The 25,212-nt window shown below is 72.8% G+C and carries 21 protein-coding genes and 1 riboswitch; of the genes, 8 read left to right on the top strand and 13 right to left on the bottom strand.

Features of this window, described 5'->3' with window-relative positions:
- Positions 1-15 precede the first annotated feature (15 nt).
- Positions 16-1,806, bottom strand: a complete 1,791-nt coding sequence (locus MUB56_RS16800; RefSeq protein ID WP_244928162.1) for a SpoIVB peptidase S55 domain-containing protein — start codon at positions 1,804-1,806, stop codon at positions 16-18.
- 131 nt (positions 1,807-1,937) lie between these two features.
- On the opposite strand from MUB56_RS16800, the gene pepN reads away from it, so the two are divergent.
- From pepN to MUB56_RS16760, 8 genes are all read left to right on the top strand, one after another.
- On the top strand, positions 1,938-4,394 hold the full coding sequence (pepN, locus tag MUB56_RS16795) for an aminopeptidase N (RefSeq protein WP_244928161.1): 2,457 nt from the start codon (positions 1,938-1,940) through the stop codon (positions 4,392-4,394).
- Complete coding sequence (locus MUB56_RS16790; protein WP_244928160.1) at positions 4,391-5,218, top strand: formate dehydrogenase accessory sulfurtransferase FdhD; 828 nt, start codon at positions 4,391-4,393, stop codon at positions 5,216-5,218. The genes pepN and MUB56_RS16790 overlap by 4 nt, the downstream gene beginning before the upstream one ends.
- 59 nt (positions 5,219-5,277) lie before the next feature.
- Positions 5,278-6,444 (top strand): exonuclease SbcCD subunit D, encoded by a 1,167-nt coding sequence (locus MUB56_RS16785; RefSeq protein ID WP_244928159.1) that lies wholly within the window; start codon positions 5,278-5,280, stop codon positions 6,442-6,444.
- Positions 6,444-9,365 carry an SMC family ATPase gene (locus MUB56_RS16780; RefSeq protein WP_244928158.1) on the top strand — a complete coding sequence of 974 codons (2,922 nt, stop codon included), beginning with the start codon at positions 6,444-6,446 and terminating at the stop codon, positions 9,363-9,365. The genes MUB56_RS16785 and MUB56_RS16780 overlap by 1 nt, the downstream gene beginning before the upstream one ends.
- 25 nt (positions 9,366-9,390) lie before the next feature.
- Complete coding sequence (locus MUB56_RS16775; protein ID WP_244928157.1) at positions 9,391-10,059, top strand: DUF4440 domain-containing protein; 669 nt, start codon at positions 9,391-9,393, stop codon at positions 10,057-10,059.
- 162 nt (positions 10,060-10,221) lie between these two features.
- A complete protein-coding gene (locus MUB56_RS16770; protein WP_244928156.1) occupies positions 10,222-11,760 on the top strand; it encodes a TldD/PmbA family protein in 1,539 nt (512 codons plus the stop codon).
- Entirely contained in the window at positions 11,760-13,151 is a 1,392-nt protein-coding gene (locus MUB56_RS16765; RefSeq protein ID WP_244928155.1) for a TldD/PmbA family protein, read from the top strand. The genes MUB56_RS16770 and MUB56_RS16765 overlap by 1 nt, the downstream gene beginning before the upstream one ends.
- Before the next feature lie 99 nt (positions 13,152-13,250).
- Positions 13,251-13,766, top strand: a complete 516-nt coding sequence (locus MUB56_RS16760) for a hypothetical protein (protein WP_244928154.1) — start codon at positions 13,251-13,253, stop codon at positions 13,764-13,766.
- Positions 13,767-13,843: 77 nt separating this feature from the next.
- On the opposite strand, the gene gcvP is transcribed toward MUB56_RS16760, so the two are convergent.
- The 12 genes from gcvP to MUB56_RS16700 all read right to left on the bottom strand — a co-directional run bounded on the left by gcvP (position 13,844) and on the right by MUB56_RS16700 (position 25,212).
- Positions 13,844-16,735 (bottom strand): aminomethyl-transferring glycine dehydrogenase, encoded by a 2,892-nt coding sequence (gcvP, locus tag MUB56_RS16755; protein WP_280637295.1) that lies wholly within the window; start codon positions 16,733-16,735, stop codon positions 13,844-13,846.
- A gap of 75 nt (positions 16,736-16,810) precedes the next feature.
- Positions 16,811-16,910: riboswitch (glycine riboswitch) on the bottom strand.
- An 88-nt stretch (positions 16,911-16,998) separates the two neighbouring features.
- The gene (locus MUB56_RS16750) at positions 16,999-17,571 is read right to left on the bottom strand and encodes a MerR family transcriptional regulator (RefSeq protein WP_348536730.1); all 573 of its coding nucleotides are present in this window, start codon (positions 17,569-17,571) and stop codon (positions 16,999-17,001) included.
- Between the two features lie 217 nt (positions 17,572-17,788).
- Positions 17,789-18,256 carry a bifunctional nuclease family protein gene (locus MUB56_RS16745; RefSeq protein WP_090860844.1) on the bottom strand — a complete coding sequence of 156 codons (468 nt, stop codon included), beginning with the start codon at positions 18,254-18,256 and terminating at the stop codon, positions 17,789-17,791.
- A gap of 41 nt (positions 18,257-18,297) precedes the next feature.
- Complete coding sequence (locus MUB56_RS16740) at positions 18,298-19,047, bottom strand: MerR family transcriptional regulator (RefSeq protein WP_244928152.1); 750 nt, start codon at positions 19,045-19,047, stop codon at positions 18,298-18,300.
- Between the two features lie 4 nt (positions 19,048-19,051).
- Positions 19,052-19,588, bottom strand: coding sequence for an FHA domain-containing protein (locus MUB56_RS16735; protein ID WP_244928151.1), 537 nt, complete (start codon positions 19,586-19,588; stop codon positions 19,052-19,054).
- A gap of 127 nt (positions 19,589-19,715) precedes the next feature.
- Positions 19,716-20,102, bottom strand: coding sequence for a glycine cleavage system protein GcvH (gene gcvH / locus MUB56_RS16730; RefSeq protein ID WP_244928150.1), 387 nt, complete (start codon positions 20,100-20,102; stop codon positions 19,716-19,718).
- Positions 20,103-20,153: 51 nt separating this feature from the next.
- Positions 20,154-20,906, bottom strand: coding sequence for a DUF881 domain-containing protein (locus tag MUB56_RS16725; RefSeq protein WP_244928149.1), 753 nt, complete (start codon positions 20,904-20,906; stop codon positions 20,154-20,156).
- Entirely contained in the window at positions 20,899-21,231 is a 333-nt protein-coding gene (locus MUB56_RS16720) for a DUF1290 domain-containing protein (RefSeq protein WP_244928148.1), read from the bottom strand. The genes MUB56_RS16725 and MUB56_RS16720 overlap by 8 nt, the downstream gene beginning before the upstream one ends.
- Positions 21,228-22,100, bottom strand: a complete 873-nt coding sequence (locus MUB56_RS16715) for a DUF881 domain-containing protein (protein ID WP_244928147.1) — start codon at positions 22,098-22,100, stop codon at positions 21,228-21,230. Before MUB56_RS16715 ends, MUB56_RS16720 begins: the two co-directional genes overlap by 4 nt.
- Positions 22,093-22,695: a CDP-alcohol phosphatidyltransferase family protein gene (locus tag MUB56_RS16710; protein ID WP_280637294.1), complete on the bottom strand. Its 603-nt coding sequence runs from the start codon at positions 22,693-22,695 to the stop codon at positions 22,093-22,095. The genes MUB56_RS16715 and MUB56_RS16710 overlap by 8 nt, the downstream gene beginning before the upstream one ends.
- 58 nt (positions 22,696-22,753) lie before the next feature.
- On the bottom strand, positions 22,754-23,803 hold the full coding sequence (locus MUB56_RS16705; RefSeq protein ID WP_244928145.1) for a hemolysin family protein: 1,050 nt from the start codon (positions 23,801-23,803) through the stop codon (positions 22,754-22,756).
- Positions 23,800-25,212: a hemolysin family protein gene (locus MUB56_RS16700; protein ID WP_244928144.1), complete on the bottom strand. Its 1,413-nt coding sequence runs from the start codon at positions 25,210-25,212 to the stop codon at positions 23,800-23,802. The genes MUB56_RS16705 and MUB56_RS16700 overlap by 4 nt, the downstream gene beginning before the upstream one ends.

Raw genomic sequence — 25,212 nt, 5'->3', positions numbered from 1 at the left:
GCGGTCAGGTCGTCGTCAGCGGACGAAGACGCTGAGGGTCTTGGAGCCGGCGACCACGTGGCCCAGGGGCGCGCTCGTCTGGGACTGCACGAACGAGGCCCGACGCCGGCCCAGCATCTCGAGCAGCTCGTCGAGGTCCGAGCCGCCGAGGTCGACCTTGTTCGGAGTCCCGACCTGCACGCGGATCTGGTCGTGGCGCAGCTGCTTCGCGAGCGCGGCGCCGACCTGGGAGGTCCGGGTGCCGGACGGGCTCGCCCACGCGCCGTCGCCGCCCTCGGCGACGAGCATGAGCACGCCCCGGGCCCGCTTCGGCAGGCTGATCGGCTTCAGCGGCACCACCTGCTTGCCTGCCCGGCCACCGACGACCGCGCGCAGCCGGATCGTCTTGCCGGCGCGACCGATCGCGGGCGCCCGCCGGGTGACTCGCACCCACTGGCCCCCGCGCCGCTGCTCCACGGCCGCGAGGGTGTGGCGCCGCAGGTCGTCGGTCAGGTTCGCCGTCGCGGTGACCGACCCGATGGTGACGTCGTCGAGCGAGCGCAGGTAGGCCACCAGCTCGGCGACCCCGAGGGCGCTCTCGAAGGACAGGTCGCTGCTGGTCCAGCGGTCGGTGTACGACAGGGAGAACGGCTTGCCGCCCTCGGCGCCGGTGACCTGCCAGGTCAGCAGCGAGGAGCCCTTCGCGGCACCGTCGACGACCCGGTCCTGGTTGGCGACGAGCTGCATCAGGGTCACGTCGGGGGCGAAGTCCTGGACCGAGACCGCCGTGCTCCCGGTGCGCGAGCGCGTCCCGTAGGTGACGTTCGAGGTGATGGCAGCCGAGGCGGGCGCTGCCCCGAAGGTTCCGGTCACGCCGGTCAGCCGGTCGTCGGTGACGGTGCCGACCGCCGGACCGATGTTGGCGACCTTGAACGGGGCCGCGACCGGGTCCGGCTGCACGTAGACCGCGTCCGCGGGGTGCAGCCCCATCGTGGTCGCGCCGAAGAGCGCCATCGGGTGCCCGAAGCCGACGACCCGGCCCGCACAGACCGAGGTCACGGTGCCGATCCCGGCCATCGTCACGTCGCCGTACGCCGCGGACACCGCGAGGTTGCCCCCGGCGACCATCGTCTCGGCGCCGGGGGCCGCAGCGGCGGCGCGACCCAGGACGTAGCTGCTCTTCTCGACCAGGGCCGGGGCCTTGGCCTGGAGGTGGGCCAGCCGCCGGGCGGAGAGGCCGGAGATGCCCATCGGCATCGGGAGCTCGCGGAAGCCGCGGGCCGCCTCCCCGGTGCTGATGCCCGCCCGAGCCGCGACGGTGCGCGCGGCGGCCTTGCCCAGGGCCACCCGCGTCGGGGCGGCAGGGGCGTCCGGGAAGTAGTCGTTCATGTGCTCGAACGGCGTGATGCCCGCGATCGGCGACGGGCCGGTCGCGAGGCCGTAGCCCACGGCGCCGAGGAGCCGGCCGTCGGCGGTGTACACCGGCGAGCCGGACATGCCCTGCCAGATCCCGCCGGTGCTCGCGAACTCGGGCATGTCGAGATCGACCATCACCATCGGGATGTCGGGCCCGATACCGTCCTCGACGACCCCGAGCACCTCGCCGGTGAAGGTCGTGGGGGTGGTGCCCCGCACGACGGTGAGGCCGTTGACGGCGTCGCCGGCCGCGATCTCGTCGACGGGGAACGGCGCCTTGCAGTCCGCGGCCGGGTCGGCCGACTGGGCCGGGCCCGCGAGGAGGGTCGCGCCGACCGCCGGGAGGCCGAGGGCCAGGGTGGCTGCGGTCGCCAAGGACACCAGCCGGTGGCGGCGGTGGAGCAGAGACATGGGGAACCCTTCCGAGGGCGAGGGCGGGGCGACGTGCGTCGCGCCGACGGGGGCCTCAGCCTAGGCACCGCGACCCCTCCTGACCGGGGAACACGCGAAGAGGTCGCGCGGTGCGTCCTACAGTTCGAGGGGTGACCGCACCCTCTCGAAGTCTTCAGCACACGGAGGCCCGGGCCCGGGCCGCCCTCCTCACCGTCGAGGGGTACGACGTCCGGCTCGACCTCGCCGCCGACGAGGCCACCTTCGGGTCGGTCACCACGATCGCCTTCACCAGCCGGGGCGGCCCGACCTTCGTCGACCTCAAGCCGGTGCGGGTCAACGCGATCCGGTTCAACGGCTCCCCGGTCGACCCCGACCTCCTCGACCGCGGCCGGCTGCCGCTGGAGTCCGTCGAGGGGTCGAACGAGCTGGTCGTCGACGCCGTGATGCCGTTCCGCAACGACGGCGAGGGCCTGCACCGCAGCGTGGACGCCGCCGACGGGCGCCACTACGTCTACGGCATGTCGTTCATGGACGCCGCCCCCACGATCTTCGCCTGCTTCGACCAGCCGGACCTGAAGGCGCCGTACACCTTCCACGTCACTGCGCCGACCGACTGGACGGTGCTCGGCAACGGCGCGGCGAACCAGGTGGAGCCGGGGGTGTGGGAGCTCGCGACGACCCACCCGCTGTCGACGTACTTCGTCACCCTGGTCGCCGGGCCGTACCACCTGATCGAGGCCGAGCACGACGGCATCCCGCTCGGCCTGAGCGCCCGGCAGAGCCTCGCCGGCGCCCTGGAGAAGGAGGCCGACGAGCTGCTGACCCTGACCCGGCAGTCGTTCGACGAGCTGCACCGGCTGTTCGGGATCCGCTACCCGTTCGGCCGCTACCACCAGGCCTTCGTGCCGGAGTTCAACGCCGGGGCGATGGAGAACCCCGGCTGCGTGACCTTCCGCGACCCGATGGTCTTCGACACCCGGGTCAGCCGCGGCCAGCGCATCACCCGGGCCACCACGGTCGCGCACGAGATGGCGCACCAGTGGTTCGGCAACATCGTGACGCCGCGCTGGTGGGACGACCTGTGGCTCAACGAGTCGGTCGCGGAGTACCTCGGCAACCGGGTCGTCGCCGACGCCACCGAGTACGCCGACGCCTGGGCGGACAACACCTACGCCCGCCGGCAGTGGGGGCTGGGCGCCGACCAGGGGCCCGGCACCCACCCCGTGGCCGGCAACGGAGCGGTCGACGCGGTCGCCGCGCTGCAGGACTTCGACGGGATCTCCTACGCCAAGGGCGCGACCATCCTGCGCCAGCTCAACACCTCGCTCGGAGACGAGGTGTTCCTCGGTGGCATCGTCGACCACCTGGAGCGGCACCGCTTCGGCAACGCGACCATGCACGACCTGCTCGGCAGCTGGGAGCGCGCCGGCGCCGGCGACCTCGGCCCGCTCACCGAGCAGTGGCTGACGACGGCCGGCGCGGACACGATCGGCCTGGACCGGCCGGCCGGCCTCCTGCGTCGTACTCCCCCGGCCGGCAGTGCCGCCGACCGCACCCACACCCTCCGGGTGGCGATCGGCGGGCCGGACGGCTGGACCGACGAGCAGGTCGTCCTCACCGGCTCGGAGACGTCGTACGACGCGGGCGCCGCGCCGCTGCTGATCGACCCGTACGGCGACACCTGGGCGGTCACCCACCCGGACGAGGTGACGATCGCGGCGCTGAAGGACAGACTCGCGGACGTCACCGACCCGCTGCTGCGCGCCGGCATCTGGGACACCGTCCGCTCCGCGGTCGTCGACGCCGTGCTCGACCCCGCCGACGCCGTCGACCTGGCGGTCGCGTCGTTCCCCGTCGAGGACACCGAGGACACGCCGCACCGCAGCAACGCCCGGCGCACCCAGCCGTGGGTCTTCCAGTTCCTGCTGCCGGTCTCCCCGGCCGGGTCGCTGGAGCGGTTGCACGGCGCGACGACCGGCCTCCTGGCATCGCTCGCCCCGGGCTCCGAGCACCAGCTCGCGGCGTTCCGCGCCGCCGTCAAGTCGGCCACCGACCCCGCGGTGCTGCGTGGCTGGCTGGCCGAGGCGCCGGCCGGCATCGAGGCCGATCTCGACGTCCGCTGGCGGGTGCTGGTCCGGCTGGCCGTCCTCGGTGGCACCGACGCCGCCGAGCTGGACGCCGAGCTCGCCTCCGACCCCACCGGCCTCGCCCGGGTCGAGCACACCCGGGCCCGGGCGTCGCTGCCGACCCCGGAGGCCAAGGAGTTCGCCTGGGCCCGGCTCACCGGTGACGTCACCGCCAGCAACTACGAGATCGAGGCGGCCGGCCTGGGGCTCTGGCAGGCCGACCAGCCCGAGCTCACCGGGCCCTACGTCGACCGTTACCTCGCCGCCGTCCCCGGGCTCGCCGCCGTGCACAAGGGCTGGGTGCTGGGCGAGGCGACCGAGGCGTTCTTCCCGATCACCGTGCTGGACGCCGGTCTCGTCGAGCGGGCGCGCGCGGCCGCCGACACGCCCGGCCTCGAGCCCGCCGTACGACGCCGGCTGCTCGACGTCACCGACCGGCTGCGGCGGATGCTCGACGTCCGCGCGGCGTACCCCTCGTGACGGCCCGCCGTCCCGGCCCGACGGTCCGCACCCGGGTCCGGGAGTTCGACGAGAAGGCCGAGCGCGAGCGCGAGGACCGGCTGGCGACCGAGGAGCCGCTCGAGATCCGGCTGGCCTGGCCGGGAGCCGCCGCGCGGCGGGTGTGGGTGACGATGCGCACCCCTGGTCACGACTTCGAGCTCGCGGCCGGCTGGCTGCGGCACGAGGGGATCGTCGAGGCGGGCGCGGCGATCCGTGGGGTCGCCTACTGCACCGACGAGGCGCTGACTGCCGAGCAGGAGTTCAACGTCGTCACGGTGACGCTCGCCGGGCCGCCCGCGCGCGACCCGGGCCACCGCCACGACGCCGCGTCCAGCGGCTCGTCCGCGTGCGGGGTCTGCGGCAAGGACAGCGTGGCCGCGGTGCTCGACGTACCTCGTGGGGAGCGCTGGGCCGGGCCGGTCCCGCCGCCCGAGGTCGTCCGGACCCTGCCCGACCGGCTGGGCGAGCAGCAGCAGGTCTTCACCCGCACCGGCGGGGTGCACGCCGCGGCCCTCGTCGACGCGGACGGCGTGGTGCTCGTGGGCCGCGAGGACATCGGCCGGCACAACGCCGTCGACAAGGTGACCGGTGCCCGGATCCTGGGGGCCGCGCCCGAGGCCGGTGCCTGCCTGGTGGTCAGCGGTCGGGCCGGGTTCGAGCTGGTGCAGAAGGCCGTCGCCGCCGGCACCGGCTCGCTGGTCGCGGTCGGGGCGCCTTCCAGCCTGTCGGTGCGCCTGGCCGAGGAGGCCGGACTGGTGCTGTACGGCTTCGTCTCCGCCGACCGCTGCGTGCGCTACGCCTGATCCGTCACGTCCCGGCGTGGGTACGCCGCCCTGTCGGTGCCGCCTCCTAGGTTCGTCCTGTGCGCATCCTCCATACCTCCGACTGGCACCTGGGCCGGTCGTTCCACCGCGAGGGGATGCTCACCCACCAGGCGAGCTACATCGACCACCTGCTGGAGGTGGTCGCGGCCGAGCGGGTCGACCTGGTCGTGGTCGCGGGCGACGTCTACGACCGGGCACTCCCCCACGTCGACGCGGTCCGGCTCGCCGACGAGACCCTGGCCCGGCTGGCCGCGTCGCGCGCGCAGGTCGTGCTGACCAGCGGCAACCACGACTCCGCCCAGCGGCTCGGGTTCAGCTCCCGGCTGATCGACGCGGCCGGTGTCTACATCCGCACCGACGCCGGCCGCGTGGGCACCCCGGTGCTGCTGGAGGACGAGCACGGTCCGGTCGCCGTCCACGGCATCCCCTACCTCGACCCCGACGCGGTCCGCGAGCCCTGGGGGCTCGCCGGGCGCTCCCACGAGGCCGCCCTGACCGAGGCGATGCGTCGGGTCCGCGCCGACCTGGCCGACCGCTCGGCCGCGACCCGGTCGGTGGTGCTCGCCCACGCGTTCGTCGCGGGCGCGCAGCCGAGCGACTCCGAGCGCGACATCAGCGTCGGTGGCGTCTCCCGGGTGCCGACCTCGGTCTTCGACGGGGTCTCCTACACCGCGCTCGGCCACCTGCACGGTCCGCATACGCTCACCGAGTCCGTCCGCTACAGCGGCTCGCCGCTGGCCTACTCCTTCTCGGAGGCCGACCAGCACAAGGGGTCCTGGCTGGTCGACCTCGGCGCGGAGGGCGTCATCTCGACGACCTTCGTCGAGGCCCCGGTGCCGCGGCCGCTCGCCCGGCTGCGCGGCGAGCTGGAGTCGCTGCTGGGCGACCCCGGCCTGGCGGCCCACGAGAGCGCCTGGTTGCAGGTCACGCTGACCGACGCAGCGCGCCCGACCGGGGCGATGGAGCGGCTGCGCAGCCGGTTCCCGCACACGCTCGTGCTCGGCTTCGAGGCGGCCGTCCCCGGGCTCGGCAGCCTGCCCGCCGAGCGCACCCACGGCCGCACCGACCACGACGTCGCCCGCGAGTTCATGACCGAGCTCCGGGGCACGGAGCCGTCCGACGACGAGACGGCACTGCTCTTCCGGGCGGTCGACGCCTGCTGCGACGACTCCGACGTCGACACGGTCCTCACGGAGGGCGACTGATGCGCCTCCACCACCTCGAGATCACCGCCTTCGGGCCGTTCGCCGACACCGTCGAGATCGACTTCGACCACCTGTCGGGCGCCGGCCTGTTCCTGCTCTCCGGTCCCACCGGCGCCGGCAAGACCAGCGTCCTCGATGCCGTCTGCTTCGCGCTGTACGGCGACGTCCCCGGCGACCGCAGCACCGCCCGGCGGCTGCGGTCCGACCGGGCCGCGCCCGGCGTCGCGCCGCGGGTCACGCTCGAGGCGACCCTGTCCGGCCGCCGGTTCCGGCTGGTCCGCTCGCCCGCCTGGGAGCGACCCAAGAAGCGGGGCGCCGGCACCACCAGCCAGCAGGCGTCGGTGACCCTCTCCGAGCGGGTCGCCGGTGGGTGGGTGCCGCTGTCCAGCCGGCTCGACGAGGCCGGCCATCTGATCAGCCGACTGGTCGGGATGAACCTCACCCAGTTCACCCAGGTCGCGATGCTGCCGCAGGGCCGGTTCCAGGCGTTCCTGCGCTCCCGGTCCGAGGAGCGCCACCAGCTGCTCCAGCAGCTCTTCCGCACCGGTCGGTTCGAGGACGTCGAGCGCTGGCTGCGTGATCGGAGGATCGACCTGCGCCGCTCCTCCGAGGGCGTCCACCAGGACGTCGCCGACCTGGTCAGCCGGTTCTCCGAGTCGGCGGACACCCCGCTCCCGGACGACTGGGACGTCCGCGACCTCACCGCCCATGCCGACGACGGGACCCTCGCGTCCTGGGCGGCCGAGCTGGTGGCCGAGGCCCGCGGCTCACTCTCCGCCGCCACCGCCGCGACCCGGGTCGTCGCCCAGGCCGAGCAGGGCGCCCGGGCCGCGCTGGACGCCGGCCGGGCGACCGCTGATCAGCAGGCCCGGGTCGAGGCCGCCGCCGCCGAGCACGGCCGGCTGCTCGCCGCGGCCGACGAGCACGCCGGCGCCCGGGTCCGGGTCGAGGCGGCCCGTCGCGCCGCCACCGTCGTACCTCTCCGGCGCGTCGCGCAGGACGCCCGACGCGCCCACGAGCAGGCGCTGACGCAGGTGCCACCGGGCACCGTCCGGGCGAGCGTCGAGTCCGACACCGCCGAGGTCGTCGAGAGCGTGGCCCGGGTCCGGGCCCTGCAGCCCCGGGCCGAGCGGCTGGCCGTGCTCGACCGGGAGCTGACCTCGCTCGAGACCCGGCGTGACCGCGTGGCCGCAGCCCTCCAGGTCTCCTGTCGGCGTGCCGACGAGCTGCCCGCGTTGGTCACCGACCTGCGCGCCCGGCTCGAGACCGCCCGGGTCGCCGCGGCCGAGGTCGACTCGGTGGCGGCGCGGCTCGCGGCGCACGAGGAGGTGGCCGCCCTCACCGTCGCCCTCGAGCGGGCGCGCGTCGTCCACGCCGAGGCGCGCGAGCTCACCCTGGACCTCCGAAGCCGGGCGCTCGACGTCCGCCAGGCCCGGCTCGAGGGCATGGCGGCCGAGATCGCGCACGGGCTCGCGGTCGGAGCCAGCTGTCCGGTGTGCGGCTCGCACGAGCATCCCCACAAGGCCGCGCGATCCGCGAGTGCGCCCGACGCCGCCGCCGAGCGGGCCGCCCAGAAGGCCGCCGACACGGCCGCGGCCGACGAGCACCTGCGCGACGTGGAGGCCCGCGACCTGGCGACCCGGCTCGGGCACGCCATGTCCCGTGCGGGCGATCCGACCGATCTCGACGACCTGCGTTCGCGTCACGCCTCCCTCGCCGACACTGCGGCCGTCGCCCCCCAGATCGAGGCGTCACTCGGCGTTGCCGAGGCCGAGCGCACCACGGTCTCCGAGGCGGTCCGTCGCCAGGAGGCCGAGGCCGCCGAGACCGCCGCCTCGCTCCGGCTGCTCGGCCAGGAGGCGACGATGCTCCGGGCTGAGGTCGACCGGGTGCTCGACGAAGCGCCCCACGGCACGCTCGCCGACCTGCTGGCCGATCTGATCGGCCGGGAGCGGTCCGGGCGGGCGCTGCTCCGCTCACTCGACGCCCGCGACGCGGCGGCCGCCGCCGCCAGCGAGGCGGACCGCCGGTCCGAGGAGGCCGCCGCCGAGGCCGGCTTCGACGACGCCGCCGCCGCAGTCGCCGCCGCCCTCCCCCGCGACGAGCTCGACCGGCTCGCAGCCCGGGTCGCCGACCACGAGCGGCGGCTGGCCAATGCGGAGGCGGTCCTCGCCGAGCCCGGTGCCGACCAGGTCGGCCTGTTCCCCGCACCCGACCTGCGGGCGCTGACCCGCGCCCACGCCCGCTCGCTGACCGCACTGACCGCGGCCCGCACCACCGAGGCCGCCTGGGCCAACCGGGTCGAGCGGCTCACCCTGCTGGCGGCCGAGCTCGCCCTCGCGCTCGAGCGCTGGGCGCCGGTGCGCTCCGAGCTGGAGCTGACCACCCGGCTGTCGAGCTTCGTCGAGGGCAAGTCCGCCGACAACCGGCTGCAGATGCGGCTCTCGGCGTACGTCCTGGCCTACCGACTCTCCCAGGTGGTCGCCGCCGCCAACGAGCGACTCGCGCGGATGAGCGACCAGCGCTACTCGTTGGAGCACACCGGCCGCAGGGGCGCCGGCGAGACCCGAGGGGGCCTCAGCCTGCTGGTCCGCGACGACTGGTCCGGCGAGTCACGCGACCCTGCGACGCTGTCGGGCGGCGAGACCTTCGTCGTCTCGCTTGCCCTGGCGCTGGGTCTGGCCGACGTGATCACCCAGGAGACCGGCGGCGCCGACCTGGACACCCTCTTCGTCGACGAGGGCTTCGGCGCGCTCGACGCCGACACCCTCGACGACGTCCTCGACACTCTCGACTCGCTGCGTGACGGCGGTCGGGTCGTCGGCGTCGTCAGCCACGTCGCGGAGATGCGCGACCGAATCCCGACGCAGCTGGTCGTCAGCAAGTTTCGCACCGGCTCGGCGGTCTCAGTGGTCGGTTGAGCGTCGGTCCGCCAGACTGAGCGCCATGGCGACCGGCAAGGTACTGGAGTGGCACGACGATGAGGGCTGGGGCGTTCTCTCGAGCGAACGGACACCCGGTGGTTGCTGGATGCACTACTCGGCCCTCGTGGAGGACGGCTACCGCCGCCTCGCTGCGGGCGAGCAGGTCCGCTTCGTCTGGGAGTCCGTCGACCAGGACGACTACTCGTTCCGGGCCGAGGCCGTGTGGCCCGCGGGCACCGAGCCGTTCGACGAGCGGTGCCCCGACCCCGATCCGCTCGTCGAGGAGGCGCCCGGCTGGTACGCCTACGTCCCGGACCCCGCCGACGCCGCGCGGCACGGCGTCCTGGCGTCGGCCGAGCAGCGATCGGCGGCCCTGGTGTCGGGCGACCCCGACAACCTGCTGCACCTGCTCCACCCGAACTTCACCTGGACCACCCACCGCGGCGACGTGCTCGACCGGGCGTCGTACGTCCGCGCCAACACCGAGGGCTCCTTGCGCTGGCTCGAGCAGCGCCTCGACGACCCCCGGGTCGTGATCGTGGGCAGCACCGGCGTGCACACCTGTGTCGTCCACGACCGGGTCGTCTGCGACGGCGTCGAGCTGACCTTCGCGATGCCGGTCACCCAGATCTGGGTGGAGGAGCAGGACCGCTGGCGCTGCGTCGCCGGCCACGCCGGGCCCGCGCGCTGAGGGACCCGGGACCCGGGCGCTGACCGACCGGGGTCCGCTGAGGCGTGCCGTTTGGTCACCAACCGCAACAAATGCGACCCCGAGCGTGCCGTTGGTGACCAAACGGCAACGCCGGGCACCGACCCCGAAATCCGCTGGCCCTGGTCCGGTAGGTTCGCGGACATGAGTGGCCAGCAGGTCGACCCCAGCTTCCTCTCGCTCCCCTACCGCCGCCTCGGCGACACCGCGTTGGCGCGGGCCCAGGAGCTCGGGGCGAGTCATGCCGACTTCCGCTTCGAGCGGGTCCGCTACCAGGACCTCGCGGTGCGAGACGCGGTGCTGCAGAGCGCCAGCGACCGCGAGGACCTCGGCTTCGCGGTCCGAGTCCTCCACGGCGGCGCCTGGGGCTTCGCCGCCGGCGTCGTGCTCACCGACGAGGAGGCCGTCCGGGTCGCCGAGACCGCCGTCGCCGTCGCCCGAGTGGCCGCGAAGATGACCCCGGTCCCGGTCGAGCTCGCACCCGAGCCGGTGCACGCCGACGTCACCTGGGTCTCGGCGTACGACCTCAACCCGCTCGACGTCCCGGTCGCCGAGAAGGCCGCGGTCCTGGTCGGCTGGACCGATCGGCTGCGCGTGGGCGCGGCGGTGGACCACGCGTCGGCGTACCTGATGCAGGTCCAGGAGAACAAGTACTACGCCGACCTGACCGGCACCCGCACCACCCAGCAGCGGGTCCGGATGCAGCCCGGCTTCGAGGCGATGGGCGCCGGCGCGGACACCTTCGACTCCATGTCGAGCATCGCGCCGCCCGTCGGCCGCGGCTGGGAGTACGTCGTCGGCGGCGCTCCGGACAGCTGGGACTGGGACGCCGAGGTCGCCGAGGTCCCCGAGCTGCTGGCCGAGAAGCTGAAGGCGCCGAGCGTCGAGGCGGGCAGCTACGACCTGGTGATCCACCCCAGCAACCTGTGGCTGACCATCCACGAGTCCATCGGCCACGCCACCGAGCTCGACCGCGCGCTCGGCTACGAGGCCAACTACGCCGGCACCTCGTTCGCGACCTACGACAAGCTCGGCAGCCTGCGCTACGGCAGCGGCGTGATGAACGTGACGGGCGACCGCACCCTCCCGCACGGCCTGGCCACGGTCGGGTACGACGACGAGGGTGTCGAGACCCAGTCGTGGGACATCGTCCGCGACGGCGTCCTGGTGGGCTATCAGCTGGACCGGGCGATGGGCCGGATGAAGCCCGAGCTCGCCGGTCCCGATCTCCCGGATGGTCGCTCCAACGGCTGCGCGTACGCCGACTCCCCCGGCCACATCCCCATCCAACGGATGGCCAACGTCAGCCTCCAGCCGGCACCCGACGGGCCGAGCACCGAGGAACTGATCGGTCGCGTCGAGCGCGGGCTGTACGTCGTCGGCGACAAGAGCTGGTCGATCGACATGCAGCGCTTCAACTTCCAGTTCACCGCCCAGCGCTTCTACCAGATCCAGGACGGCGAGCTGGTCGGCCAGGTCCGCGACGTCGCCTACCAGGCGACCACCACCGAGTTCTGGGGCTCGTTGGAGGCGGTCGGCGGACCCGAGACCTGGGTGCTGGGGGGCGCGTTCAACTGCGGCAAGGCCCAGCCCGGTCAGGTCGCCTCCGTCAGCCACGGCTGCCCGACGTCGCTGTTCCGCGGCGTCAACATCCTCAACACCACCGACGAGGCGGGCCACTGATGAGCACCCTGTCCCCGCAGTCCTTCGTCGAGCACGCCGTGGCGACCAGCATCGCCGACGACTGCGTCGTACTCGTGCACGACAAGACCGGCGCCAACCTGCGCTGGGCCAACAACACCCTGACGACCAACGGCGTGATGCACGGCGTGACGGTCACGGTCATCTCCTTCGTCCGCACGTCCGCGGGAGTGTCGACGGGGTCGGTCAGCGGAAGCGCGACGACCCAGGCCCAGGTGACCGCGCTCGTGGAGGCCGCCGATGCGGCCGCCCGGGCCGGCACCCCCGCCGAGGACGCCGCCGACCTGCCCCGCGACCGGGTCTCCCCCACGTGGGCCGAGGAGTCGGTCCCCACCGACGTGCACGTGTACGACGCGTTCGCGCCCGCGCTGGGCGAGGCGTTCGGCCGGGCCACCGCCGCCGACCGGGTGCTCTACGGCTTCGTCAACCACGAGGTCACCACGATGTACCTCGGCTCGACCACGGGCCTGCGGCTGCGCCACGTCCAGCCGACCGGCCACTACGGCTGCACCGGCAAGACCGCCGACCTCACCCAGAGCGCCTGGGTGGGCGGTGCCACCCGGGACTTCACCGACGTCGACGCGCTGACCATGGACGCCGCGCTCGAGCAGCGGCTCGGCTGGGGCGCCCGCCAGGTCGCGCTGCCCGCCGGCCGCTACGACACGATCCTGCCGCCGACCGCGGTCGCCGACCTGATGATCGACGCCTACTGGTACGCCGGCGCCCGCGTGGCCTGGGAGGGCCAGTCGGTCTACAGCCGCCGGGGCGGCGGCACCCGGATCGGCGAGCGGATCGCCCGTCCCGGCGTCGACCTGTTCTCCGACCCGGCGTACCCCGGTCTGGAGTGCGCGCCGTTCGTCGTGGCCTCCCGGTCCGGCAACGAGTCGAGCGTCTTCGACAACGGTCTGCCGCTGGAGCGGACCGACTGGATCCGCGACGGCGAGCTGACCTCGCTGCTGCAGACCCGGCACTCGGCCGCCATGACGAGCCAGCCGGTGACCCCGGCGGTCGACAACCTGGTGCTCTCGGTCGACGGCGCCGGCGGCAGCGTCGAGGACCTGGTCGCGGGCACCGAGCGCGGCCTGCTCCTGACCTGCCTGTGGTACATCCGCGAGGTCGATCCGCAGACCCTGTTGCTGACGGGCCTGACCCGCGACGGCGTGTACCTGGTCGAGAACGGCGAGATCACGGGATCCGTCAACAACTTCCGGTTCAACGAGAGCCCGGTCGACCTGCTCAACCGGTTCACCCACGCCTCCGCGACGGTGCCGAGCTTCAGCCGGGAGTGGGGCGACGACTACTTCTCCCGCACCGCCACCCCGGCGCTGCGGGTGCCGGACTTCAACATGTCGAGCGTCTCGCAGGCCCAGTAGCCGAGAACCGATGGCCGCGGTGGTGCAACCGGGAGCCGGGCAGGAGCGTATCCCTCCCGACAACCACGACCGAGCACGATCAGCAGCAGGAGCACCACCATGCACATCACCACCCGCCTCGCCCTGACCATCGCGACCCTGATCGGGATCGCCGGCCCGGTCCTCGCCTCGCCGGCCACGGCCGCCGCCGAGACCACCCGGGAGCGCGGCGTCGTCCTCGAGTGCTCCGGCACCCTCCGCGGCCAGCAGGTCCACGCGAGCGTCTACGAGAACAGTGCCTACGGCAACGTCGTCAGCGTCGTCGTCGGTGACCCGAAGCGCGGCGGCGCGGCGGGCAGCCGGCACACCGAGGCCGGCCTGTGGACCGGCCGGACGGTCGACGCTCGGGTCCGGGTCGACGGCCTGCGCGCGCGCATCACCGGCCCGGCCCGGCGCGTGGGCCCGCGCATCGCCGTCCACGAGGAGCTCGACGACGCCGGCCAGCACGTCGTCTCCGACGGCTTCCACCGCCGGCTGCGCAACGACCTGGTGCTCCGCTACCGCAGGCAGCAGACCCCACTGACCTGTGAGACCGCGTTCTTCTACGACCTCACGGTCACCAGGCGAGACGCCTGACTCCGTCCGGCCGCCGGGACGTCAGACGGCCCGGACCGCCACGGCGTACGACGTCAGCCCGCGCGCCGCGACGTGACTCACTCGGCGAAGGCCTCCGGCGGCGGGCAGGCGCAGACCAGGTTGCGGTCGCCGTACGCCTGGTCGATGCGTGCGACGGGGGGCCAGTACTTGTCCCCAGATCCGTTGGGCCCAGCGATGCCGGACGGGAAGACGGCCAGCTCGCGGGAGTACGGCCGGTCCCAGTCGCCGATCAGCGCGCGCGAGGTGTGTGGGGCACCGCGCAGCGGGGACTCCTCGGGGCTCCACTCCCCCGCGCCGACCCGGTCGATCTCGGCCTTGATCGCGATCATGGCGTCGCAGAACCGGTCGATCTCGGGCAGGTCCTCGGACTCGGTCGGCTCGACCATCAGGGTGCCCGCGACCGGGAACGACATCGTCGGTGCGTGGAAGCCGTAGTCGACGAGCCGCTTGGCGACGTCGTCGACGCTGACGCCGGTCTCCTTGGTCAGCCCGCGCACGTCGAGGATGCACTCGTGGGCGACGAGGCCGCCGTGGCCCTGGTAGAGCACCGGGAAGTGCTCGCCCAGCCGCGCGGCGATGTAGTTGGCCGACAGCACCGCGATGGCGGTCGCCCGGGTCAGCCCCTCCGCGCCCATCAGCCGGATGTAGGCCCACGAGATCGGCAGGATGCCCGCCGAGCCGTACGGCGCCGCGCTGATCGGGCCGATCCCCGCGCGCTTGTCGGCCTCGGGGTGCATCCCGTGGGTCGGGAGGTACGGCGCCAGGTGGGCGCGCACCGCGACCGGTCCGACACCGGGACCGCCGCCGCCGTGCGGGATGCAGAAGGTCTTGTGCAGGTTGAGGTGCGAGACGTCGCCGCCGAACTCGCCGGGCTTGGCGTAGCCGAGCAGCGCATTGAGGTTGGCGCCGTCGACGTAGACCTGCCCGCCGTGCCCGTGCACGATCTCGCAGAGCTCGGTGATGGTGTCCTCGTAGGCCCCGTGCGTCGACGGGTAGGTCACCATGATCGCGGCCAGGTCGTCGGCGTGCTTGTCGCACTGGGCGCGCAGGTCGTCCAGGTCGACGGTGCCGTCGGCGGCGGCCTTCACGACCACGACGCGCATGCCGGCCATCACCGCGGAGGCGGCGTTCGTGCCGTGTGCGGACGACGGGATCAGGCAGATGTCGCGGGCGACGTCGCCGTTGGCGCGGTGGTAGGCGCGGATGGCCAGCAGACCCGCGAGCTCGCCCTGCGAGCCGGCGTTGGGCTGGATGGAGACCCGGTCGTACCCGGTCACCTCGGCCAGCCAGGCCTCCAGCTCGGTGACCAGCTGCAGGTAGCCCGCGGCGTCCTCGGCCGGCGCGAACGGGTGCAGGTCGGCGAAGCCCGGCAGCGACACCGGCTCCATCTCGGTGGTGGCGTTCAGCTTCATGGTGCACGAGCCGAGCGGGATCATCCCCCGGTCGAGCGCGTAGTCGCGCGCCGAGAGGCGGCGCAGGTAGCGCAGCATCGCCGTCTCGCTGTGGTGGGTGGAGAACACCTCGTGGGTGAGGTACGGCGTGCCGCGCAGCAGCGCGTCCGGCAGCGCGTCGGCGGTGGCGGCGTCGACCGCCTCGAGGTCCACGGACCCCGCCGGGAGCGCGAAGGCCTCCAGCAGCCGGACCAGGGTGGACCGGGTCGTGCACTCCGAGGTGGAGATCCCCACCCGGTCGGCGTCGACGAGCCGCAGCTGCAGGCCGAGGTCCCGCGCCTTCGCCACGACGTCCGCGGCGCGTCCGGGGACCCGGACCTCGACGGTGTCGAAGAACTCCGCGTGGCTCAGCTCCAGACCGGCGCCGCTCAGCGCGGCGGCGAGCACCGCGGCGTACCGGTGGGTGCGGGTCGCGATCGACCTCAGCCCGTCGGGGCCGTGGTAGACGGCGTACATCGAGGCGACCACGGCGAGCAGCACCTGGGCGGTGCAGATGTTCGAGGTCGCCTTGTCGCGGCGGATGTGCTGCTCGCGGGTCTGCAGCGCGAGCCGGTACGCCGGCCGCCCCTCCGCGTCGACCGAGACCCCGACCAGCCGGCCCGGCAGGTGGCGCTCGAGCCCGGCGCCGACGGCCATGTAGCCGGCGTGCGGGCCGCCGTAGAACAGCGGGACGCCGAACCGCTGGGTGGAGCCGACCACGACGTCGGCGCCGAGCTCACCGGGCGACTCGAGCAGGGTCAGGGCGAGCAGGTCGGCGGCGACGACGGCCAGCGCGTTGCGCTCGTGGGCCGTCTCGATCACCCGCCGCGGGTCGAGGATCCGGCCCGACGCGCCGGGGTACTGCACGAGCACCCCGCACAGCTCGCCGTCCGGCAGACCGTCGGTCAGGTCGGCGACGACGACGTCGATGCCCATCGCCTCGGCGCGGGTGCGCACCACCTCGATGGTCTGCGGGAGCGCGTCCGAGTCCACGACGAACGGGCCACTCGCCTTCCGGTTGCCCCGGCGTACCAGCGTCATCGCCTCGGCGGCGGCCGTGCCCTCGTCGAGGAGCGAGGCGTTGGCGGTCGGCAGCCCGGTCAGGTCACCGACGACGGTCTGGAAGTTCAGCAGGGCCTCCAGCCGGCCCTGGGAGATCTCCGGCTGGTACGGCGTGTACGCGGTGTACCAGCTCGGGTCCTCCAGCACGTTGCGGCGGATCACCGGCGGGGTGAGCGTCGCGTGGTAGCCGAGCCCGATCATCGCCTCCCCCGGGCGGTTCGCCCCGGCCAGGGCCCGCAGCTCGCGCGCGGTGTCGTCCTCGCTGAGCGCCGGGGGCAGGTCGAGCTCGGCGGCCGTGCGGATGCCGCCCGGCACCGCCGCGGCCATCAGCGCGTCCAGTGAGTCGAACCCGAGGCGCACCAGCATGGTCTCGACGTCGGCGGGACGCAGCCCCACGTGGCGTTCGACGAACGGAAGGGCAGCATCGAGCGCGGCGAGCGATGGCACGTGGGACAAAGGGGCTCCTCGAATCCAGAAATGGGTCGATCGGCCTCCCCCTCTGTCGGAGCGCCGTCGCTCCTCCAGAGTCGCCTGCTCCACGCGGTCCGGTGGCCTGAGAGGTTCCGGGGAGGAATTGCCCCTTCGGCGCCCCGCCCGGCGAACCGGTCGAGGACTCTCCCGCGCGGGATGGTCAGCGCCGCCGAATCTACCAGCCGGCAGGCGAACGGCCCGCCACCCCTCAGGGGGTGGCGGGCCGCTCGCGAGTCGATCGGTGCGGACTACCCGGCGTTGCGGGCCGCTCGCCGCGCTGCGAGCTCGTCGCTGGCGCTCGGGGCAGGCGCCGGGTCGGCGGTGCGCTCGCTGGGCAGCTCGGCGAGCGTGCCCTCGATCTCGCGCCACACGCCGCCGATGGCGATACCGAAGACACCCTGGCCGCCCTGGAGCAGGTCGATGACCTCGTCGTTGCTGGTGCACTCGTAGACCGAGGCGCCGTCGCTCATCAGCGTGACCCGGGTCAGGTCCTCGGTGCCGCGCTCACGCAGGTGCTGCACGGCGGTGCGGATCTGCTGCAGCGAGATGCCGGCGTCGAGAAGCCGCTTGACGACCTTCAGCAGCAGGATGTCCTGGAAGGAGTAGAGCCGCTGCGACCCGGATCCCTTCGCGCCCCGGACCGTCGGCTGGATCAGGTCGGTGCGCGCCCAGTAGTCGAGCTGGCGGTAGGTGATGCCGGCGGCGGCGCACGCGGTCGGACCGCGGTAGCCGGTGTCGCTGGGCAACGGCGAGACGTCGTCGGTGAAGAGGAGCCCTTGCTCGTCGGCGACCGACGCGGCCGCGGCCGCCTCGGTGTTCAGCTCCTGCTCGTGCTCGTTCACACGGTCCTCCGGGGGTCTACTCCGTTTGCACGTAACTTCCGGGGGAAGGTCCGGTGCGGCGCACGGGACGCAAGCACAGCGGTGGAGTTACAACAGAGACAGTTCAAGGTAAGCCCCAGCGGGAGGGCGGTCAAAGAGGTGCGCGGCGTGTCGCCACCATCAACTATCAACCTCTACTTGAGGGTGAGAGTCGTCCTCACTGGGCCTCGAAGTCCTCCGGCGTGACCTGGTCGAGGAACTCGCGGAACTTCTCGACCTCGTCCTCCTGCTCGGCCGGCACCGCGAGGCCGGCCTCGTCGAGCACCTCCTCGGCGCACACGATCCGGGTGCCGGTGCGCAGGGCCAACGCGATCGAGTCCGACGGGCGGGCGCTCACCTCGGCTCCCGAGCCGAAGACCAGGGTCGCGAAGAAGACCCCGTCCTTGACGTCGGTGATCCGGACCTCGGTCAGCTCGTTGCCGGTCGCCTCCAGCACGTCCTTCATCAGGTCGTGGGTCAGCGGTCGCGGCGGCACCACGCCCTGCTGGGCGAAGGCGATCGCGGTCGCCTCGACGGCCCCGATCCAGATCGGCAGGTAACGCTCCCCCGAGACCTCCCGCAACAGCACGATGGGCTGGTTCGACGGCATCTCAACCCGGACACCCATGACATCGACTTCGCGCACGTCGCCACCCTACTCCGGCCCGCTGCGGGGTCCAGGTGGCCCTACGACGACCGCAGACCGGCCTTGACCAGGGTCGCGTGCAGCCGCACGGACAGCGCGGCGATCTCGCTGACCGCCTCCTCCGCACGGGCCTTGGCCCCGGCGTCGCGACCGCGCTTGTGCGGGGCGACGACCTGCTCGACCAGGCCGACCTCACGGTCCGCGGCGGTCTTGAAGGCGCGCAGGTGGCGTGGCTCGAAGCCGAAGTCGGCGAGCTCGCGGGCCGTCCGGGCGATCACCAGGCAGTCGGTGTCGTAGTGGCCGGTGCCCAGGCGCGGCGTGATCAGCCCGAACTGCTCCAGCTGGTCGAGCAGGTCCTCGGAGATCTCCGCGATCTTGACCAGCTCGCGCCGGGACAGCCGCAGCTGGTCGGAGCGCCGGAACGACTCCGGCGACGGCAGCCCGTCGGCGGCGAGCGCCACCTGGGGCACGGTCGGTACGACGGCGTCGATCGGCGGCGGCTCGAGTCCGCGGTCGATGGCGTCGAGGTGCTCCCCGATGACCTTCAGCGGGAGGTAGTGGTCACGCTGCATGCGCAGCACGTATCGCAACCGCTCGATGTCCTCGGCCGCGAACTTGCGGTAGCCCGACGGGGTGCGGTCGGGCTTGATCAGACCCTTGTCCTCCAGGAACCGGATCTTGGGGATCGTGATGCCCGGGTAGTCCGGGCGCAGGAGGTCGAGGACCTCCCCGATGTTCATCCGCCCCCGAGACGCCCCGGACGCGGCGCCCGCGGGCTGCGTCACGGCCATCGGGTCAGACGCTCTCGTGCCCGGAGAAGAACACCAGCCGGTACTTGCCGATCTGCACCTCGTCGCCGTCGGTCAGCTGCACGTGGTCGATCCGGTCGCGGTTGACGTAGGTGCCGTTGAGGCTGCCGACGTCGCTCACCGTGAAGGACGCGCCGTCCCGGGTGAACTCGGCATGCCGGCGGGAGACGGTCACGTCGTCGAGGAAGATCTCGCTGTCGGGGTGCCGGCCGGCCTTCACGACGTCGGCGTCGAGCAGGAACCGGCTGCCGGAGCCCGGGCCGCGCTGCACCACCAGGAGCGCGTGGCCGGTGGGTAGGGCGTCGACCGCCGCGGCGTCGACCGGGTTGAGCTGACGGTCGGAGGTCTCGGCCTTGTCACCCACGCCGATCTGGATCGTCGCCGTCGACTCACCCACGGGCTCACCGACCGTGGTGTCGTCGGTGGCGGGCGCCGGGTCCGCGCTCAGCAGGCGGGTGCCGCACTGGGAGCAGAATCGGGCGTCGTCGGGGTTCTGCCTGCCACACGCTGTGCAGAACGGCATCGGTCATCCTCCGAAGTCGGGCTTATCGATACCCCAGGTCCCTCAAGGCAGAACCCTCAAGGCCGGGCTGAGGTTGACGGTTGTCCGAACCTATCAGCCCCGGCCCGCGGCTCAAGCCGAACCGGGCTCAGGCGTCCAGGGACGCGACGTACTCCACCGCGCCCATCAGCTCGTCGAGCTGCGTGGGGTCCGAGGGGACCACTTCGAAGAGCCAGCCGGCGGCGTACGGGTCGTTGTTGACCAGCTCCGGCGTCGCGTCCAGTGTCTCGTTGCGGGCGACGACCTCGCCGGTGACCGGCGCGTAGACATCACTCACCGACTTCGTCGACTCCAGCTCGCCGCAGGTGCTGCCGGCCTCGATGGTGTCGCCGACCTCGGGGAGCGACACGTAGACGATGTCGCCGAGTGCGTCCTGGGCGAAGTGGGTGATACCGACCCGGACCGAGCCCTCCTGCTCACCGGGAGACCGCAGCCACTCGTGCTCGGAGGTGTACTGAAGGTCGTCGGGGTACAAGATGTCTCCTCTGGTGCGAGCGGTCGGGTGGTGCGGTGCTGCCCCGGCAGGTTACTGCCCGGAGGCTTGCTGGGCGTACACCGGATCCTCGGGGTCGCGGACCGCGGTGATCTCCAGCGGCCCGTCGTCCTTGAAGGTGAGCCGGCCGCCGTCGACCGTCTCGACCTGGTAGCGCGGGCCGAGCGGGAAGGTGAGCGCACCCTCCAGGCTGTGCGGGTCGCCGATGACGTCGAAGACGTACGGCGGCTCGAGCTGCTGGCCGTCGATGATGACGCCCCCGTCACCCTCGGAGAACGAGCTCTGGGCGATCAGCCGGACCCGGCCGTTGACCTGGATCGCCTCGGCACTGCCGGTGCGCAGCTCCTGCACCATGTCGAGCAGGGTCTCCGCGCTGACCTGCGAGGTGACCTCCTTGATCGTGATCCGCAGCCCGGGTCCGGTGACCGGCACCTGGCCGGCCAGGATCCGCAGGGTCTCGGCCTCCGTGCGGGCCTGGCTCAGCGCCGCCTGACGGCGGTCGGAGTCGGAGAGCAGGTCGTCGCGGGTGTCCTCGAGGCGCGAGATCTCGGCCTCGGCCCGCTGGCTGGTACCGGCCAGCCCGGTGAGCACGTCGATCAGGTCCTGCTCGCGGTAGCCCGCGAAGTCGGCCTCGTCGACCTGGGTGTCGCGGACCTGGGTGATCCCCGCGAAGGCCAGCACGCCCAGCAGGACGCCCACGATGGCCTGCCCACGGGAGGGCCGGCTCATCGCCCGGAGCAGCCGCTGGCGCCCGGACAGGGGCACGGGAGTCGGGTCCTCAGGCATGGAACAGGTGCCTCCGGATCGCGGCGGCGTTGGAGAAGATCCGGATCCCGAGGACGACGATGACGCCGGTCGAGAGCTGTCCGCCGACACCGAGCTGGTCGCCGAGGTAGACGATCGAGGCCGCGATGACGACGTTGCTGACGAACGAGACGACGAACACCTTGTCGTCGAAGATGCCGTCCAGGTAGGCGCGCAGGCCGCCGAAGACCGCGTCGAGGGCAGCCACCACCGCGATCGGCAGGTACGGCTCCAGGCTCTGGGGCACGTCGGGCTCGAACACCAGTCCGAGGACGATTCCCACGAACAACCCGAGTGCGGCGATCACGGTGTGGTCCCCTCGTTGGTGCGTCGGTCCGGTGCGATCGTCGGCAGCGAGGCGTTGCGCAGGCGCTTCGCCCGCGCCGCCGCCAGCACGATCGCGTCATCATTGTCCATGTCGAAGCCAAAGCCGTAGCGATCCTGCAGCGCGTCGAAGGTCGCGAAGCTCGACGTGTCGAGCAGGTCGGCGCCGAGGGTGCCGACGTTGCCGATCGCCTCCAGGGTGTACGGCGGCAGCAGCGCGGACGACTCGACGTTGATCGCGACGTCGGAGTTGTTGATCGAGGTCAGCACGCCCAGCCGGTGGCCGTTGAGCGAGATCGCCTCCGCACCCGACTCCCACAGGCCGTTGATCAGCAGGAACAGGTCCTCCTTGCGGATCCGCTCCTCGCCCTGGTCCGGGTCGTCGACCGTGATCCGGACCCCGGGGCCACGGACGGCGACGCGACCGGTGCGGACCTGGAGACGCTCGTTGGCGGCCTCCGCCGACTGCAGGGCGGCGTCCGTGGCGACGAGCCTCTCGTCGAGCTTTGCGTTCTGCTCGCGCAGCTCCGCGATCTGCTCCTGCTGTCTCGCGACCGACTCACGCTGGGTCCGGTTCCGCTCGATCAGGCTCGCCCGGCTGGCGTCGACGGTGTCGGCGTTGCGGTTCGTCTGCACCGCGGCGATCGTCACCAGGATCCCGAAGACGGCGGCGACCACGACCACCGCGGCCGTACGACGGGACCGGCGAGCGGGCGGCTCGACACCTCCTTGCGCGATCCGGCGCTCGGCGGCATGGAGGTAGTCCTCGTCGAGCGACTGCTGCGTGATCAGGGTCAGCAGCGGCATCGTGACCCGGGCCGGCAGCTGGTCCCGCTCGCGGGTCTCAGGCATCGCGGACCGCCGTTCGCCGCTCGGTCGTCGCCAGCAGCCGGCGTACCTGCCAGGCGTAGAGGACGCCGGCCCACCAGTAGAGGCCGATGCCCCAGAACGCGAACGCCCAGCCGAAGACCTCGGCCAGGGTGGCGACGGTGCCGTCCCCGTCGCCGAGCAGCAGGAGCGGGAAGGCGTAGAGCAGGTTGAACGTCGCGGCCTTGCCGAGGAAGTGCACGGGCAGTGCGCTGTAGCCGCGGGTGCGCAGCAGCGGCACCAGCCCCCACATCAGGAGGTCGCGCAGCGGCAGCGAGACCGCCATCCACCACGGGATGACGTCGCGCAGGGCCAGCCCGACGACGACGGCCAGGATGTAGAGCCGGTCCGCCACCGGGTCCAGGATCTGGCCCACCAGCGTCGTCTGGTTGAGGCGGCGGGCGAGCCAGCCGTCGGCGAAGTCGGTGAACCCCGAGACCATCAGCAGGGCCAGGGCCCAGCCGTCCGCCTCCGGGCCGAGGACCAGCCACAGGAAGACCGGGACACCGGCCAGACGGAGCATGCTCAAGACGTTGGGCAGCGTCCATACGCGGTTGGTACGCGTCGTCTCGTCTGCCACTTACTGCCTTCGTTCCAGGTCGGGGGTCACTGGGCGTTCACCCTAGAGCGTGCGGCGCTCAGACCTGTTCCTCGAGGTGGGCCGCGTCGCGGATCTCTCCGATCAGCTCCTCGATCACGTCCTCGAGCGTCGCCAGTCCGAGGGTCACGCCGTCCGCGTCGACGACGCGCGCCATGTGCGCGCCGCGCCGCTGGAGCTGCTCCAGGACGTCGTGCAGCGCGTCCTCGCGGGTGACCGGCGCGAACGGTCGGATCCACTTGTCCTCGATCGGGCGCTGCCGTCGCTCCTCGTCGGGCTCGAGCACGTCCTTGATGTGCAGGTAGCCCAGCAGCTCGCCGTCCTCGTCCTCGACCGGGAACCGGCTGAACCCCGTGGCGGCGCAGAGGGCCTCGACGTCGGCCGGCGACGACCCGCGAAGCACGGTGGAGAGCGTGTCGCGCGGCATCAGCACCGCCGAGACGGTCTTCTCGGTGAAGCCGAGCGCGCCGGCGAGCCGGTCGTACTCGTCGGCCTCGAGCAGCCCCTCGCCGCGCGACTCCTCGACCAGGGCGGCGACCTCCTCGCGGGTGAAGCTGGAGCTGATCTCGTCCTTCGGCTCGACCTTCAGGAGCCGCAGCGTGCCGTTGGCGATCGCGTTGAGGGCGACGATGACCGGACGCAGGACCGTGACGACGCCGAGCATCGGCGGGCCGAGCACCAGGGCCGCCCGGTCCGGGCCGGCGATCGCGATGTTCTTCGGGACCATCTCGCCGAGCACCACGTGCAGGAACACCACGACGGCGAGGGCGATCACGAACGAGATCGGGTGCACCAGTCCGTGCGGGACGTGCAGCGCCTCGAACACCGGCTCCAGCAGATGGGCGACGGCGGGCTCGCCGACCGCCCCGAGGCCGACCGAGCAGATCGTGATGCCGAGCTGGGCGCCCGCCATCATCAGCGAGACGTTCTCCATCGCGCGCAGCGTCGTGCGGGCCATCCGCGAGCCGGCGAGCGCACGCGGCTCGATCTGACTGCGGCGGGCCGAGATCAGCGCGAACTCGGCACCGACGAAGAACGCGTTGAAGGCCAGCAGCAGCACACCCACGAGCAGGCCGGTGTAGTCACTCATCGGCGGGCCCCCTTGGCGGCGTCGTTGGCGGTGTTGTTGGCGGGGTCGTCGGCGGCGGCCTCCCCGGCGGGGATGCCGTCGAAGAGGCGCAGCGAGAGCCGGTCGACGCGCAGGCCGTCCATGTGCTCGACGGTGAGGATCGCCAGCTGCTCGCGCGGCTCGTCCGGGTCGGAGCGGTCCGGCACGGGCACCTCGGCCAGGTCACCGCGCTCCGGGATCCGTCCGAGGACCTTCAGCACCAGGCCCGCCACCGTGTCGTAGTCCTCGTCGTCGGGGAGCTCGACGCCGGTGAGGTCCTCGACCTCGTCGGGGCGGAGCAGGCCGGAGATCGACCAGGACCCGTCGCGACGGCGCCGAGCCCGCGAGCCGGTCCGGTCGTGCTCGTCGGAGATGTCACCGACGATCTCCTCGATCACGTCCTCGAGCGTGACGATGCCGGCGTGCCCGCCGTACTCGTCGAGGACGACGGCCATCTGGAAGCCGTCCTCGCGCAGCAGGGCCAGGAGCGGGTCGAGGCGCAGTGAGTCCGGCACCACGATCGGCTTGACCATCAGGTGCTTGATCTTCGTGGTCGACCGCTCGTGGAGCGGCAGGGCGACGGCGTGCTTGACGTGCACGGTGCCGACCACGGCGTCGTCGGCGTCGAGCACCGGGAAACGGGAGTGCCCCGTCTGGCGGGCCGCGTCGATGACCGCGCTGGCTCGATCGTTGGCCTCCAGGGAGCGCGTGCGGACCCGCGGCGTCATGATCTCGCCGGCCGAGCGGGTGCCGAACTCGACGGAGCGCTCCATCAGCCCTGCGGTCTCGGCGTCGAGGGTGCCCTCGTCGGCCGAGCGCTGGATCAGGGACGCGAGCTCGGTCGAGCTGCGCGCCGAGCGCAGCTCCTCCTGCGGCTCGATGCCGAGGCGTCGGACCAGGGCGTTGGCCGAACCGTTGAGGAACCGGATCGGGACCCGGTTGACGGCGGTGAACAGGCGCATCGGCCGCTGGGTCGCCCGGGCGGTCTCCAACGGGAGCGCGATCGCGTAGTTCTTGGGGACCAGCTCACCGAAGAGCATCGTCAGCACGGTGCCGAGCACCAGGCCGATGGTGATCGCGATCGGTCCGACCGCGCCCGACGGCGTCCCGACGGACTCCAACGGGCCCCGCACCAGGTCGGCGATCGCCGGCTCGGCGAGGAAGCCGATGCCGAGGTTGGTGAGCGTGATGCCGACCTGCGCGCCGGAGAGCTGGGTCGAGAGGCTCCGCAGCGCGGTCTGCACCCCCTGGGCGGCGACGTCGCCCTCGGCAGCCGCCTGGTCGACCCGGTTGCGGTCGACGGTGACGAAGGCGAACTCGGCGGCGACGAAGAGGCCGCACAGCAGGACCAGCACCAGCGCGAGCGCCAGGAGCAGCAGAGACGTGATCAT

It is taken from the genome of Nocardioides sp. W7, assembly GCF_022919075.1.
Taxonomy (GTDB): domain Bacteria; phylum Actinomycetota; class Actinomycetes; order Propionibacteriales; family Nocardioidaceae; genus Nocardioides.
Note: the sequence above shows the minus strand (reverse complement) of the source record. Positions and strands in the feature narration are given on the sequence as shown.